The 15,554-nt window shown below is 34.3% G+C and carries 15 protein-coding genes, 1 tRNA gene and 1 riboswitch; of the genes, 4 read left to right on the top strand and 12 right to left on the bottom strand.

What is annotated here, in order from left to right; genetic code table 11:
- Positions 1-63: 63 nt before the first annotated feature.
- Positions 64-140: transfer RNA gene (locus ABYK33_RS07825), tRNA-Met, on the top strand.
- 612 nt (positions 141-752) lie between these two features.
- On the opposite strand, the gene ABYK33_RS07830 is transcribed toward ABYK33_RS07825, so the two are convergent.
- The 3 genes from ABYK33_RS07830 to ABYK33_RS07840 all read right to left on the bottom strand — a co-directional run bounded on the left by ABYK33_RS07830 (position 753) and on the right by ABYK33_RS07840 (position 5,714).
- On the bottom strand, positions 753-953 hold the full coding sequence (locus tag ABYK33_RS07830) for a hypothetical protein (protein ID WP_373032525.1): 201 nt from the start codon (positions 951-953) through the stop codon (positions 753-755).
- Between the two features lie 766 nt (positions 954-1,719).
- Positions 1,720-4,452 (bottom strand): EAL domain-containing protein, encoded by a 2,733-nt coding sequence (locus tag ABYK33_RS07835; RefSeq protein ID WP_373032526.1) that lies wholly within the window; start codon positions 4,450-4,452, stop codon positions 1,720-1,722.
- Positions 4,449-5,714, bottom strand: coding sequence for a hypothetical protein (locus ABYK33_RS07840; RefSeq protein WP_373032528.1), 1,266 nt, complete (start codon positions 5,712-5,714; stop codon positions 4,449-4,451). Before ABYK33_RS07840 ends, ABYK33_RS07835 begins: the two co-directional genes overlap by 4 nt.
- A gap of 164 nt (positions 5,715-5,878) precedes the next feature.
- On the opposite strand from ABYK33_RS07840, the gene ABYK33_RS07845 reads away from it, so the two are divergent.
- On the top strand, positions 5,879-6,175 hold the full coding sequence (locus ABYK33_RS07845) for a hypothetical protein (RefSeq protein ID WP_373032529.1): 297 nt from the start codon (positions 5,879-5,881) through the stop codon (positions 6,173-6,175).
- A gap of 149 nt (positions 6,176-6,324) precedes the next feature.
- Positions 6,325-6,423: riboswitch (cyclic di-GMP riboswitch) on the bottom strand.
- A gap of 175 nt (positions 6,424-6,598) precedes the next feature.
- Here ABYK33_RS07845 and ABYK33_RS07850 read toward each other — a convergent pair.
- Both ABYK33_RS07850 and ABYK33_RS07855 read right to left on the bottom strand, forming a co-directional pair.
- Positions 6,599-6,904: a hypothetical protein gene (locus ABYK33_RS07850; RefSeq protein ID WP_373032530.1), complete on the bottom strand. Its 306-nt coding sequence runs from the start codon at positions 6,902-6,904 to the stop codon at positions 6,599-6,601.
- Between the two features lie 144 nt (positions 6,905-7,048).
- Positions 7,049-7,264: a hypothetical protein gene (locus ABYK33_RS07855; protein WP_373032531.1), complete on the bottom strand. Its 216-nt coding sequence runs from the start codon at positions 7,262-7,264 to the stop codon at positions 7,049-7,051.
- Positions 7,265-7,479: 215 nt separating this feature from the next.
- On the opposite strand from ABYK33_RS07855, the gene ABYK33_RS07860 reads away from it, so the two are divergent.
- Together ABYK33_RS07860 and ABYK33_RS07865 are read left to right on the top strand one after the other, a co-directional pair.
- Positions 7,480-8,832, top strand: coding sequence for a DASS family sodium-coupled anion symporter (locus tag ABYK33_RS07860; protein WP_373032532.1), 1,353 nt, complete (start codon positions 7,480-7,482; stop codon positions 8,830-8,832).
- 75 nt (positions 8,833-8,907) lie between these two features.
- On the top strand, positions 8,908-9,441 hold the full coding sequence (locus ABYK33_RS07865; RefSeq protein ID WP_373032533.1) for a HyaD/HybD family hydrogenase maturation endopeptidase: 534 nt from the start codon (positions 8,908-8,910) through the stop codon (positions 9,439-9,441).
- Here ABYK33_RS07865 and ABYK33_RS07870 read toward each other — a convergent pair.
- The 7 genes from ABYK33_RS07870 to hypB all read right to left on the bottom strand — a co-directional run bounded on the left by ABYK33_RS07870 (position 9,431) and on the right by hypB (position 15,486).
- A complete protein-coding gene (locus tag ABYK33_RS07870; protein ID WP_373032535.1) occupies positions 9,431-10,183 on the bottom strand; it encodes a DUF695 domain-containing protein in 753 nt (250 codons plus the stop codon). The two genes, ABYK33_RS07865 and ABYK33_RS07870, sit on opposite strands and share 11 nt — an antisense overlap.
- Before the next feature lie 101 nt (positions 10,184-10,284).
- Complete coding sequence (gene hypA, locus ABYK33_RS07875; protein ID WP_373032536.1) at positions 10,285-10,626, bottom strand: hydrogenase maturation nickel metallochaperone HypA; 342 nt, start codon at positions 10,624-10,626, stop codon at positions 10,285-10,287.
- A complete protein-coding gene (locus ABYK33_RS07880; protein ID WP_373032538.1) occupies positions 10,619-12,268 on the bottom strand; it encodes a hydrogenase maturation protein in 1,650 nt (549 codons plus the stop codon). The genes hypA and ABYK33_RS07880 overlap by 8 nt, the downstream gene beginning before the upstream one ends.
- Before the next feature lie 9 nt (positions 12,269-12,277).
- Positions 12,278-13,270 (bottom strand): hydrogenase expression/formation protein HypE, encoded by a 993-nt coding sequence (gene hypE / locus ABYK33_RS07885; protein ID WP_373032539.1) that lies wholly within the window; start codon positions 13,268-13,270, stop codon positions 12,278-12,280.
- The gene (gene hypD / locus ABYK33_RS07890) at positions 13,267-14,409 is read right to left on the bottom strand and encodes a hydrogenase formation protein HypD (protein ID WP_373032541.1); all 1,143 of its coding nucleotides are present in this window, start codon (positions 14,407-14,409) and stop codon (positions 13,267-13,269) included. Before hypD ends, hypE begins: the two co-directional genes overlap by 4 nt.
- Entirely contained in the window at positions 14,409-14,699 is a 291-nt protein-coding gene (locus tag ABYK33_RS07895) for a HypC/HybG/HupF family hydrogenase formation chaperone (protein ID WP_373032542.1), read from the bottom strand. Before ABYK33_RS07895 ends, hypD begins: the two co-directional genes overlap by 1 nt.
- Before the next feature lies 1 nt (position 14,700).
- A complete protein-coding gene (gene hypB, locus ABYK33_RS07900) occupies positions 14,701-15,486 on the bottom strand; it encodes a hydrogenase nickel incorporation protein HypB (RefSeq protein WP_373032543.1) in 786 nt (261 codons plus the stop codon).
- Positions 15,487-15,554: the final 68 nt, after the last annotated feature.

The raw sequence follows: 15,554 nt of genomic DNA on the forward strand, positions 1-15,554 counted from the left end.
ACTTCGAATTTTATTCACTAATCTGAATCCTTTTTTAAGCACAAAATTAACTACAATAAATGTCGCGGAATAGAGCAGTCCGGTAGCTCGTTGGGCTCATAACCCAAAGGTCAAAGGTTCAAATCCTTTTTCCGCAACCAACAGAACATACCCTACAAAATACACATTTTTTCAAACAACTCAAACAGTAAAATACTCCAAGTACATATCAGCGTAGATAATGTTATATACATATTGCTAGTCTATATACAAAATACATGTTATTCATGATTATTTAAGAGGATACCCTATTTCGTAACACAGGACAAAGGTAGTATATCCTGTGTTGGAGATAAAATGAGTTATGTACAAAATATAACATGTGGCCTTACGCTACTAGGAGAGAATAACTGCCACTCATTATGCAACTATAACACTAAAGTATAACATCATGGCAACAAATTTTTTTCAATGTGACATAGATGTGACACCGATAATGATACATTATACTAATTCAGAGTTGGGGAGCTGAGAAATGAAAAGAATGTTGAAAGATAGTAGTAATTGGTACAAAGAGAATAAACTCTTTGTGTTGCTTTTGATAGGCACAAATATTACAATTGCTTCTCTTACAGCGATACTCTGTTCTTAATGATAAAAAAGCCTCAGTATATATTTGTTGGCTAAAATTGGTAATATATAGATTATTTACCACCCTCTACCCCTAAAGTAATCATTCTCATGGTGATTAAAAGATCTCTGAGAGTTGAGTTTTATTTTATAAAATGTTCTTCAATATATTTTTCGGGTTCATCATGATACATTTGAAGAGAAGAGAAACCATTCTTAAGATTTATCTTCACTCCATATATTTCAACAGGGTTAACTTTTGATACAACTTCCATTGACGCAATATCATGTATATTTATTATGGCTTCTTCTCCGTCAACATCTTTTACTATAATTTCTTTCATTGTGTTTCCTACTTTGTTTTCTTTACGTCTATTATATTTCAATACATTATACACAGTAAGAGCATATTTGATAATTTTATTTTTTTAATATGACATTTCAATATAATCATCTTTTGCATGATACGAATTTCCCTAACATAATACATTAAAGAAGCACTTATTAGTACTAATAAATTGATATAGCTAAATATATTTTGATGATATTCAGCCCAAAGGTTATTTGCTATATGCTAACTATATATGAAGGATGACATGATGAAAAAGATACTACTGGCTGTAATGCTACTGACTACTGTTGGATTTGGTGATGTTAAAAAGGATATAAAGGCTTGTGATAAGTATGCTGAAATGAAGAAAAATGGACATTAGTGAGAAATAGAAAATCCTCAAAATAGAACTAACTACCCTACTCAGCCTAAAGTGGTCATTTTAAGAAAAAAAAGATTTGGAATATGACCTTATCATCATTTAATAATTCAAATATAATGCATGGATCTAAAATAAGTTATCAGGTACACTCCGGATTGAGTTACTACTTTATTGTATAAGTATAATATTTTCAGGCTTGACATTTTTCCTATCAATACTTATTCCTATTGGATACTCTATATATAGAAGGAGTAGAATTACAAAAATATGTAAAGAATGTACGGGTAAAGTGGAAAGTATTCATACTACAAGAAGTAAAAAGTTCTTCCAAAAAATGGGATTTAACCTAATTTAAAATAAAGAAAATGCTTGTGTAACATATAGTATTTGCATTATGCTAAATATTAATACCAGCAGCATGTTTTTTATTTATATCATCAACGGATAATGCTTTATCATACAGGTATCCTTGTGCTAAACTACACCCATTTTTTATTAAAAATTTTTCTTGTTCTACTGTTTCTACACCTTCTGCCAGCACTTCTATATTCATATCGTTTGCAAGATTAATGATGGTTTTTGTAATTATCTTATCACTTTCATCAAAAGGTATATCATCTATAAAAGATTTATCTATTTTCAGCTTGTTTATCGGGAGTTTTTTGAGATATGACAATGATGAATAACCTGTACCAAAATCATCCAGACTGATGTTTATACCTAGCTTATTGATCTTTTCCAATACCTTTATCGCTTCAACTATATCGCCTATAATAAAACTTTCAACTATCTCAAACTCAATCCAATGAGGGTCACATTTAGTATGTTGCAATAGTTCTTCAATAGAAGGTAAAAACTCAGGATCTTTTAGCTGTTTTGCTGAAATATTAATTGATATCTTTTCATAATCTATATTCATTTTTTTCCATGAGACTGCTTGGAAAAACACACTTTCTAATATTACTTTTCCAATATCTATGATGAGCCCTGACTGTTCAACAATCGATATAAAATCAACCGGGTATATGACTGTCCCATCTAGATCTATCCATCGAAGCAATGCCTCATACCCTATAACTTTATGTGTGTTTATATTCATTAAGGGCTGATAATGTATAGTAAATGCATCATTTTTAATTGCTTCTCTGAGTTTCGTTTCCAGGAGAACTCTTTCATGCGCTTTTTTTGTCATGGCTTTTGTATAAAAACTGTATGTACTTCTACCATTTTCTTTTGCTTTGTACATAGCAGCATCTGCATTTTTTAATAACACTTGATGAGTATTCCCATTTTCAGGATAGACACTAATACCGATACTGGCACCACAGTACAATTTTCTATGTTCATAGATATAAGGTTCTTGTAGTTTATCGATGATGAGTAGTACTATATCCACAATCTCATTTTCATTGTTAATTTTTTCTAGAATAATTGTAAATTCATCACCACCGAATCTTGATACAGTATCAATTTTTCTTAGCATACTTTCTAATCTTTTTGCACACTCTTTGAGAATATAATCCCCTGCATGATGGCCTATAGAGTCATTGATCTCTTTAAAATGATCCAAATCAATAAAAATTAACGCAACTTGATTGTTATCACGTTTAGCAATCTCCATTGAATGCTTTAATCTATCTATAAACAATACTCTATTTGGAAGTGAGGTCAAAGCATCATAATGTGCCTGATAATCAAGCGCATCTTTTTGTTCTTCAAGCACTTTTTGTGTTTTTAAATGCTCTGTAATATTGTGACCCAATTCTACGATTGCATACATTACATGATCTTTATTGTAGAGTGGTGTAGTGGTTAATTCAACAAATTGTTCCTCTCCTGATGGTGTGATATGCCTGTGAATTCTTTGAAGACTTTTTTGTTCATTAAAAGTATCTATGAGTGGACAATCTAGGTCACTGTCACATGGATGATCTTTATGATGTAACAATTCATAACATTTGGATTGGGATAGATCTTGTCTCATATCTTTATCACTCAACCGTTTAGCTGCATCATTTGCCAATAAAATATTATATTCTTTATCGATAACCATTACAGATTGATCTATCCCATTGATCACATTTTGTAAAAAGTCATGTTGTTCTTCTAATTCAATATTTTTCTCTTCAACCTCTTTGGACAAAAGCTGATTTTTCAAATCAGCTTTTTCTTTATTATGTTTTGAGCCAATCAATTGCAAGACTAAATATATACCAATAATAAGTAAAGAAATAAAAAGCAGAATTGCATTATGAAAAAAGAAGATGTGTTCTAAATCAATCTTATCTAAAGGATGGAATAAAATAAAATATCCCATATTGTTTCCATTTACATCTCTTTGTATATATTTAGTGATAAATGTATTGTTTTTGTGGTCTATGATATATGCGTTATTGTCATGAATTAGCTTTTCAATACCAAAGTTCTTAATATAGTTTCGATTTGATTCTGAAGCATTTAAATTTGCGATATAATAATCATTCAAAAACATTTTTGTAAAAGGTTTTTTGATCTGATCTTTATAATCTTCATCAACAAGTAATACAAGTTCAAATCCTTTGTTTAATAGTTGATTGGAAATTGAGTTAAATTTTGAAATAACTTCAATGGTACCCATAAATTTGTCATCTTTAAAGATTGGAACCATAGCTTTAAAAGCTATATCATAAAGACCGGTACTTATGGTTGACCTTATTTTTGGATCACGAATCATTTGAACAATATCCTTACGCACTTTAGTTAGATCATCGCCATGTTTGTCTGTCCAACTTCTATATCGACTTATGCCTTTACTATCAGAGACCTGGATCCATACATTTTTATAATTGGTGTTAAGACGTAAGTTCTCTGAAAATCTATCCAGCATGAAGTTTGTTTTACCTGATGATTCAATAGCATCTATAAATCTTGGATCGTTAGCTAAGGAAAGCCCGATAAATAAAATTGACTCTTTTTTTGCTTCAATATATGAATGTGTTGTGGATAGGATCTCGCTGGCAGTATCAGTGTACTTCTCTTTGATAAGTGCTTGAGTACGGATATTAAGAAGATTATGACTTATAAAGACAAAGTTAATAAGTAGCAAAGTTGCCAATACTATATTTTTTATACTTGGTTGAAAAAAAGTCATCTGTATACCCATGTCAATTGAATTCTTGCGATATCTCCGGCATTATCTAATATTGATTGTGCCGTACTATTATATGGCGCGTCAGTTTGTGCAAAAGTGTAATTAAGATCAATCCTGTTCACACCTTCAAATTTATATGAAAATCCAATAGTAGTATTTTTAATCGTTCTTTCCTTTACACTTACATTTTGCATTCTATGATACTCATCATATCTGGCAATAGCTTCTATATTAGGTTTTAATTTATAAGTTGTAGAAATATAATAACCATCAGCCTTATTGTTCTTGTCAGCCTCTATTTCAAATTGCCAGACGTTATTTGAAGGAATAGGACTAGTGTCTTTTGCACCAGTAAATATCATACCTTTCCCCCATAAATATTCACCTTCAACTCTTAATAATCCATCATAATATGTTAAACCTATCCCATATCTTGTTCTGTCATACAGCTCATCCAAAAGTTTTCTTTTTCCCTTTTGATAGCATCCATAAAGTTTTAAAGACTCAGTATTATAACCTTTTATATCTCCAAGTATTTTTTCATATGCCATATAAAGATAGTGTGTGGGATGAGAATCATTCACATTATCCATCTGTATACCTGCACCAAGTCCATACATATATGCATAGGTTATTGAGCTTGTCTGGTTAAGGTTGATTTGTTGAAAAAGTTTTATACCACTATCTCTATATGCCCCCACTGAGTGTGACGGTGTACCAAGATATGTAGTGTCATTTACAGATTTCGCAGAGATGTATCTTTCCAGCATAAGTTGATCACTGACGGTTGTAAATTGTATAAAAGGAGAGGCAAACCTTGCCATCAACCCTTCTTCACTACCAGGGTATTTGTACTGTCCGACTCTAATATTAATAGGCAGGTATCTCAATGTGACCGATAGATCCGTTAAATAACTATGTTGTCGATACCCTCCAGGATTGGTTATTCCATTTTCACCAAATTCTGTAAGTATAAAATAGTTTATTTTATTTTCATCATCAAATCTTCCTCTCAACCCTGCTCTTAAACGTGAGAGTATGAATGTTTCTTGATCTTGCAGATCAGGTTTATTCAATGAAAAAGGAGTTTTATTCATCCCATTTATTTCATAGATATCGCCTCTGTTATGGGTATATTTTAATTGTCCAAAACCCCATAAATTATGATCTTTAGTAGTTGCCTTTTGCGTACCTTGTATCATCAACCAATTGGCACTGTAACCATAAGAGATAGATAATAATAAAAAAATAAGTTTTATCATAAATGATTATAACAGTTTTTTATTGACTTTGAGAATAATAAATAAAATTAAATGGCTAGATATTATTTTATGAGAATTTGAGACATATTGATACAAATATTTAATTTCTATTACAATCTGTCATACTTTTGCCCTACTCCATATTATTCTGTCACTATACAACTATGAAACCTACATCCAAAGAAGTACTTGAAAAAATAAGTAAGCATTGTTCTAATGAGCTAACACTTTATAAGTTCAATACAACGACACTGCAAATAAATGATAAATATAGAGAAGGTAGGCTAACAGCATTAGAATATTTGGGAGAGCTTACTTATCACTATCTGCAGGAAGAACAGAAGATACAAGAACAGTTCAAGGAGCAAGTGACTAAGCAATTAGAGCTTCATTCTTGTCTTGATGACACAGAGTATAAACGTGGTTTGTATGATGCGTTAAATGAAGTATTGTATTTATAACTTTACTATTAAGTTCTATTAGTTATTACTTGTATTATAGCTGCTCATAGGGCAAGATAGTTGATATATGTGTAGTTTGGACAAGATAAAATATAATCAAGGAATACGCATCAACCATTATGCCATATGAATAGCTATTGTTGTATTGATTGTGTAACCTGGCAATCTTTTCATCTACTATAGAGTTATAGCATCGAAGATCCATGGCTTTCTGGCCCTGCCTTACGACAAGTGTAGCTTTTAAAAAATAACACTTGTAGTATACACATATAATATTAATGTATTCCTATAAATTTATTAATCATGATATTGAAGAGATTGTAATGTGAGAATTGAGTTTAGTCTATCGAAGTGGATGATATTTTCTCCTCTTCTGACAGACTCTAAATTTTTATCTTATAAATCCCCTATTTAGGGAATAAATTATTTTGCCTTTAGCTTCTCAGCCATCTTGCATCCTTCTTCAGAACCAAGTTTACATGCTTTACCATAGTACTCAATCGCTTTAGGGATACTCTTCTCAAGTACTTCCCCTTTTTCGTATTTTATCGCTACAGAAAAACATCCGTAATAGTCTCCTGCATTATTACAATCATCTATAAAGTCTTGAATGATCTCCATTGGATTCGACTCTTCACTAAACTCATCATCAAATTCATCATCAGACTCTGCATTTGCAAATGCAGTCATGCCTAATAGAAGTATTCCTGCAAGTAATATTTTTTTCATTTTATCCCTTTTGTAATTTAATGGAGAAAGTATACAGATAAAATGTCAAAATTTGTCATACAACTACAAAACAGTATTAAACATAGCTGTTATGTGGGTAGAATTATCCCATATTTAAAGGGGCATAATGTTCTAAATTACCTTTTACGCAATTCTTCTTAGCGCCTTAGACTTATCTTCGTATGCTTGTCTATTTATCTCACCATTTGCATAACGTTTATCAAGTATATCCTGTACAGAAGACTGCTCTTCTACATTTTTAGAAGAGCTTCTTAAAAAATAAAAGAGAATAAAACCTAACACGATCATACTACACCACACGAAAAACCCAACACCCAAACTATGTTCTACATAACCCATGATCTATCCTTTATTTAAGATTTTAATATTTAAAGTATAAAATTTAAGTGTGCAATAACTGTGCAAAGGATCTTAGATCTGTTATTATTTGTTGCATGATGTTAACATGGTGCCTTCTCATTTGTAGTTAAGAATATGAATCATTTATATTATGACTACCCTTAAGTTTTTTGAGGCACAATAAATAAAAGAACAGACAAATCAAGGGAAATTCAATGCCAATAGCTGAACAGACAAGAAAGATATTGATGGCACTATTGTTTGGTGTGATCGCATTTGGCATAATGATAGCATTTTTCACACTACCGCAATCACTAATGGTAGCAACCATTGTACTGATGGTTACACTTTGGACCAATGAAGGTTTACCATTGGCTGTTGTGTCACTACTTCCCATCATTCTTTTTCCTGCAGCTGGGGTTTTGACAACAAAAGAGACTACTATTAACTACGCTAATCCCATAATCTACCTCTTTTTAGGTGGTTTTCTGATCGCTATTGCCGTAGAGAAAACAGGCCTACATAAAATCATAGCCAATAAAATGCTGAACCTTTTTCCAAGCAGTACACGTGGTATCATTTTTGCATTGATCATTACTTCTGGGCTTTTGAGTTCTGTTCTTTCCAATACCACTACTACCCTCCTTTTACTGCCAATTGCACTGTTCTTGACAGAGGAAGTAAAACTTAAAATGCGTCTGGCTTTGGGTATCGCTTATGGAGCAAGTATCGGGGGTATTTTGACACCTATAGGGACACCGCCAAATCTTATACTCATGGGTATTATGGATGAGATGGGTATGGAGGCTATCCCTTTTGCACAGTGGATGTATATGGTGACACCTCTCGTACTCGTTATGTTTGCTGTTGTGGGTTTTATACTGAGTATAGGACTAAAAGATCATCACATCGAAACTGATCTGAGTAAAAAACCTCTTGATAGCAATCAAAAAAAAGTACTTTATGTTATATCTGGATTGATAGTGATACTTTTGGTGAATGCTCCTATCAAACCATATTATAATGGACTGGGACTTAGTGAACCCGGCATATTACTCACAGCAGGCCTTCTTCTTTTTTCTCCGCCTTTTTCTATATTGAATTGGATGGAAGATAAAAACAATATCCCCTACCGGATCATGTTTCTTTTTGGTGCAGGATTTGCAATAGCAGCTGCAGTTACAAAGACTGGGATGGCCGCTGAGATCGCTTCACATCTGGTCACTCTTGCTACCATGCCAACTGTTCTTTTTTTGCTTATTATTGCTACGATGGTCACCTTCACTACAGAGATCACCAGTAATACAGCACTGATATCGATCATGCTTCCTATACTCTACAAGGTGGCGGAACAAACCGGTATCGATGCAACACTCATCATGATGGTTGCAACGATCTGTGCTTCGTATGCCTTCATGCTACCTATCGCTACCCCACCTAATGCTATAGCAATGAGTTCAGGGGTTGTTTCTGTCAAAACTATGGCGACATACGGTATTGTGTTCAATATTTTGGGGATTATACTTATCGTGTCTGTTGCACAATTATTTTGGCCACATCTACTGTAGAGTTTAACTATTTATGTAACTCTTCTATTTAATAAACCTAAGTTATAATCTAACAACAAAATAGAATGGATAAAGATGGTAATATTAGGTATTGGAAATGTACTACAAAAAGATGATGGATTAGGGGTTTACGCTGCTACTTATTTGAATGAAAATTATAGATTTTCAAAAGAGATACAAATCATTAATGGTGGCGTAGAGGGTATTCATTTGTTGAATATCTTTATGGAAAATGATCATATACTTATCCTAGATAGTATTGGATTAGAGGATAAACCTGCTTCTATCTATGCCATACCTTCGGAAGAGCTTAGTGGGCATGGGCTCAATAGTGGTGGTGCTCATGAGATAGGTGTTTTACAGTGTTTAGATATGTTAGAGCTTCAGGGAAAGCCTATACCAAAAGCCTTGGTACTAGGTATCATCCCTTTTGAAGTAACATTTGACATTGCATTGAGTGATACTATTGTAGAGGCTTTTGTTGACTATGTTGGTGTTGCATTACAGTATCTTGAAAAACATGGTATTACTCATAAAGAAAAAGAAACCCTCACTACCTTAGACGAAATCATTAATCGTGCTAAAGACCCATCGGGTGTTATGATTTAACTATACTAGTCTCCCAACCATCATAACTTGCGCCATATTCTTCTAGCATATCTATAAGATATAAAGTAAGTTTATCAATATCGTGGTAGAAGGGTTTATCTAAGCGGTAGAATTTAAAACCTTTAACTCCCTCTTCATTTTCTATCTCTAATTGGATTTTGAAACCTTTTTCATTAAGTTTTGATACTAACTCATCTTTTTTCTCATCGCCATTTGAGAAAAACAGTTTATGCTCTATGGCACGTGCAAGATATAAATTGTCTTCTTTCTCTTTAAGCTCATCACATACTTTATGATTTTGGATCAATTGCCACTCTTTTGCTGTGGGATAAAGTAGTTTTTTATAGTAATTCCACTCTCCATCTTCTTGATGTCCATTACTTATTTTATAACTTTCAAATTCTTCTAATGCAAACTCTATAAAATCTTGCCAATTATAGGTAAACTGAACATAAAATAAAAAAGTAACATATCCATCACTAATCACACGTCCTACATATTTTCCAATACGAAATTTAATAAGTGAGGCTTCTAACTTATCTTCCATGAAAAGTATCTCTGGCTCTTCGTGTTCACCAAGCAAGCCATGTTCACTTGGTTCTTTGAGTTTTGCTTTTACAAACGCTACAATCGGATATGTGTATTGAAACTCCTCCAGATCCATAGAAATCCCTGCATTAAACTGTATAGACGCAGGTTTTCCCTCTAGGTTTTTCATATATAATTCCCAATATTCTTGCATTTAACACTCCTTAATTTTTAATATATAATACAATTTACACAAAGTCAAAATAGCTACCTATGCTGACACTGAGTTTACTTTAGCAGTTACTAATGCTTTTCTTAATTCATCTCAAGGCTCATGAGATACATATCTTCCCCGTCAAGTACTTTGACTTTCAAGCTCTCACAATGAATGCAATAATACCGCACTTCATCTACCTCAAACTCTTCCTGACACTCTTTGCACTGTAATTTCAGCTTCTGTTTATGAATGACAAACTCCGCTCCATCACAAATGGTCCCTTCTTTAAAGGTATCAAACGCTGTTTGCAAGAGATGCGTCTCTATGCCACTCATCACACCTATTTTGGTAATGACTTTTGTGACCATTTTTGCATTGTTTTGCTCTGCAACCTCTTCACACTGGTTTAAAAGTGCTTGTACTACACTGTATTCATGCATAGATTCTTTCCTTGATTAATTTTAATTTCAATCTTTCTGGCGTTTCACTTGGACATATCTTATAAACAAATTCTTGACGTAAAGTATGAAAATCACTCTCTTTACTCCAAAACTCTGGATGCATGACTTCAAGCTCTTTCTCTTTAAGTGCTTCTATTTGTTCTTTATGATCATCTATATAGCCCTGTTTCTCCCAGATAAAATCATCATTGTACGTGCTTTTCGCGAAGTTATGCAACTCTTCGTAGTACGTATCCTCAGCATACACTTCATCTACCATTCCCAATGCCTGCGCTTTCTCCACAGAAAGAGGTAAACACTCATCAAGTAAAATCTCTGCTATCTCTTTTCCTACACGCTTAGGTAAGCTATATGTATGATATTCACTTCCACTAAGACCTAGTGTTTTATAGTGAGGGTTTAGCACTACACCTTCCTTCCCTACTACATAATCACATGCCAGTCCCATAAAGACACCACCTGCTCCTGCATTACGTCCAAAAGAGGCTACGGTAACCACTTCATCTGCATAAAGTATGGAACGAACTAAATCATTCATAGCATTAATATTTGCCCACCCATCTTCACCTTGTTTTGCACTGTCTTCCAGTATGTTTAAATGTATGCCGTTCGAGAAAAAATCCATCCCTCCAACCAGCACCAATACTTCACACTCTCTTTTCAAATACTCTACTGCATACTTCAATCGAATACACTGTTCGGCACTCATGGCTCCATTATGAAAGTTAAAACAGAGATATGCTACATTATCTTTTTTCTCTACACTTACTTCATAAAAAGTGTCATAACTCTTGTCAAAAAGAAGAGGTAAACGTTCCTCTTTAATACCTATTAATTTTTCTTTGAAGACATAAGTTGCAGGAAGTTTAAATCCCCCTACTTCCTTAAGATGTGTTATCCAAACCGCTCCATCTATGGTTCCTAGACAGATAGCCCCATCACGTTTAGCAAGTATCTCTTTGGGCAATCCTCTAAATTTTTCTTCTCTATGTACACCAAAAAGATAACATGATACACCCAATATTTCATCAAGTACACCAGGAAAGCTATCGGAAAGATATATTTTATTTATAATAGTTTCAGTGTCATCTTTTAACCATTCGATCCTTCTATTAGCTTGGGTAAACTGTTCATGTATAGGATTTAAAAGTTGTGGTGTTGCCTCATCATTTTTTAAATTAATAAAAAACTGTTCAAGAGCTTGTAGCGTTGCATTTACTATCTCTTGGCGATAGAGTGATGCTTTATATGTCTTTCGTACTTTGAAAGTCTGCTGTGCATAGATATCACCACCATCATAAAGTTCATTTGCTTTGAGTATAACAACTCCCCACTTTTTGGTATGGTTTTGAAGTGCATACTCCAAAGCATTGGGTCCTCTGTCACCTATAGGTCCAGGATGGAAAATGTAAGTAGGATAGTTTTCATAAATACTCTCAGGCAAATAGCGCTTTAAAAACGGACATAAAATGAGTTGTGGTTCAAAATCTTCTATTTCTGTTAACATCTGTCCTTCACTTATAGCATATGCTACAGAAACTTCATGTCCTCGATCTTCTAAAACAGTATAAACTGCTTGTGTTTGGGAGTTAAAAGCGGTGCAAAGAAGAAGTATTTTCATCTAAATCCTTTAACAAATACGAGGTAATAACTCACCCGTTGGCAAATCTAAAAACCTCTTTGTTCCCCATGAAGAGTTAAGTAGTACCTTGCTTTTATGTAATCCTGTTACTTTACCAATGATGGCTGATGTTACATGTGTTTTTTGTAACACATCTAATGCCTTAGCTTCATCTTCTTTAAGCACGGCTAAAACAAAAGTTCCTTCATTGGCAAGGTCTACAGCTTCAAATCCGAGCATTTCACAGATACCTTTGACCTCTTCTTGCACAGGGATGGTCTCTTCTTCTATTTCAACGCATACATCTGAACTTTTTGCCCATTCATTGAGTACAGCCGAAACACCCCCACGTGTAGCATCACGCAATGCTACGATGTTTATATTAGCATCCATTAAGGCTTTAACCTGGGGATACAATGAAGCACAATCCGTCTTTAGTGAACTTTCAAGTTCAATCCCTTCACGTGCTGCAAATATAGTTGCTCCATGTGTTCCAACATCACGGCTTACTAAAATACTCATACCTTCTGCTAATGCAGAGGCACTTATGCCTTTTTGTTCTATGACACCTATACCCGTAGTATTGATAAAGAGTTTATCTACACTTCCTCTGGGTACTACTTTCGTATCACCGCTTACGACCATGGCGCCATTGATCTCCAGCTCTACTTTCATGCTTCGTACGATCTTCTCCAATTCACGTGTAGAAAAACCTTCTTCTATAATGACAGAACAAGTCATATATTTAGGTTTTGCACCCATCATTGCGAGGTCATTACAAGTACCACATACAGCCAGTTTTCCTATATCTCCACCAGGGAAAAATAGAGGACTAACGGTAAAACTGTCTGTCGTAAAAGCAAGTTTACCATCTTCTATAACAGCTGCATCTTCACTCTTAGCTAAGATATCATTTTCAAAGTGCTTATAAAATATTTTTTTGATAAGCTCATTGTTCTCTTCCCCTCCATTTCCATGGGCAATAGTTACTGTTTTTGTCATATTAGGTTTCCATATTTATAATAAGCTGCACATGCACCCTCGCTACTAACCATACAACTTCCAATCGGTGTCGTAGGCTTACAAGCCGTACCAAATATAGTACACTCAGGTGGTTTCGCCATACCTCTCAATATATCGCCACAAATACAAAGTTTATGGTCTTCTATCTCAGCAATAGGGAGTATATCCTTGTATATAACTTCTGCATCCAAAGATGCAAACTCTTCTTTGAGTTTGAGTCCACTGTCAGGTACATTTCCAAGTCCTCTCCATCTAAATAGATCCATTTTTTCAAAGTAGGTATCTATAAGTTTTTGAGCATTCAAATTTCCTTCATGATTTACAACTCTTTTGTATTGTATTTCTAATTCACAGCGATCTTCTATGAATTGTTTCACTATCATGCTAATACCTTGCATTGCATCAACAGGTTCAAACCCGGAAACCACTACAGGACGACCATAATCTTGTGGAAACTTATCATATATTTTTGAACCACTTATCACACTTACATGGCTAGGTCCTAAAAATGCATCTATCCTATTATTATAACTATCGACATGTACATCACGACTATCTATGAGTTCTACCATTACTTCAGGTACTGTTACATGGTTGATATGAAAGAAGATATTGGGTATTTTTTGCTTAATAACTTGCTCCACTAGTACAGCCGTCATTGGGGTAGTTGTTTCAAAACCTATGGCAAAAAAGATAACTTTTTTTTCTGGATTCTCTGCTGCGATCTTCAAACATTCCATAGGAGAATAGACAAAACGTACATCTGCACCTTTGGCTCTAGCATCTTGTAAACTTCCATTACTGCCAGGAACTTTTATCATATCACCAAGAGTGACTAAGATAACATCTGGTTGCATAGCTAAGACATACGCATGGTCAATTCGTTCTTTAGGCATAATGCACACAGGACAGCCAGGACCATGAATAAAGTTAACATTATCAGGCATGAGTTGAGGCAATCCATACTTCATTATAGTATGCGTATGCCCACCACACACTTCCATAATGTTGATAGGATTTTTTAATTTTTTGGCATCTTCAGCAATTATTTTAGAATAAGCCTTAATAGTCTCTCCATCACGAAAATCATCATACAGATTTTTAAGTTCCAATGACATTACTGCCCCCTATTGGGACACTCATCGTCTTCTAAAATAGCCCTTTTCCGTTCGTCTTCGTCCATGAGTTCAAGTATCTCTTTATAAGTGTTTATGGAAACCATTGCTTCTTCTTCATCTATTTTATTCATCACAAAGCCAATATGAAGGAGTACATAGTCACCCAACTGTATATCATCATCACCCATCATCATGAGATTAGCATCACGCTGTACACCCATGGTGTCCACGGTACACATAGTTTTATCATCTGAAATTCTCACTACTTTACTTGGAATAGACAAACACATATTAACCCCTCATTTTACGTTTAAACTCTATCCAGTCAGCAACTGCTTTGACTGAATCTATATCGTTCACATTGACTTCAAGTATGTCCACATTGGGCTTGATACGTCTAGCTTCTACTTTTTCTGCTTCAATGTCATACTTAAAGTGTGGAAGTAAGTCTGTTTTAGTGATGAGTATAAGGTCTGCTTGTCTGAACATTACAGGATATTTGGCTATCTTATCTTCACCCTCTGGGATAGAAACCAAGACGATGTTCAAGTGTGTCCCTACATCATAAGAGGCAGGACAAACTAAATTCCCTACATTTTCTACAAAACATACATCCATGTCATCTAGTGGCATGTCATGCAACCCTTTGTGAACCATAAAGGCATCAAGGTGACAAGCACTTCCTGTTTGTATTTGCATTGCAGGAATACCTTTAGCTTTGAGTCTGTCTGCATCTCTAGTGGTCTCAAGATCACCTTCAACCACACCAAATTTAAACTCGGCCACATCAGCCATATATTCTAACAAAGTGGTTTTTCCACTACCTGGACTACTCATTAGGTTAATTCCTAAAATTCCCTTACTATCAAAGTGACTTCGATTATGATCTGCCTCTTGGTCATTTTTATCTAAGATTTTTTGAATAACTGAAATCGTCTTTGCATCATTAAGTTGTGGATTATGATGTAAGTGTTCATGAGCCGTTTGATGGTCATGAGAGTGCTCCTCATCATGACTATGTTCGTGTCTTTGTGCCATAGCACTATCTGTTATACTACATCCGCAGTCTGTACACATATGTTTCTCCTGTAAATTTAATTTGTCTATCCAAGTAATATATTTGTTCCCACAACCAGTGAAATCAC

This window comes from Sulfurovum sp. (assembly GCF_041562805.1).
In the GTDB taxonomy this organism is placed as follows: domain Bacteria; phylum Campylobacterota; class Campylobacteria; order Campylobacterales; family Sulfurovaceae; genus Sulfurovum.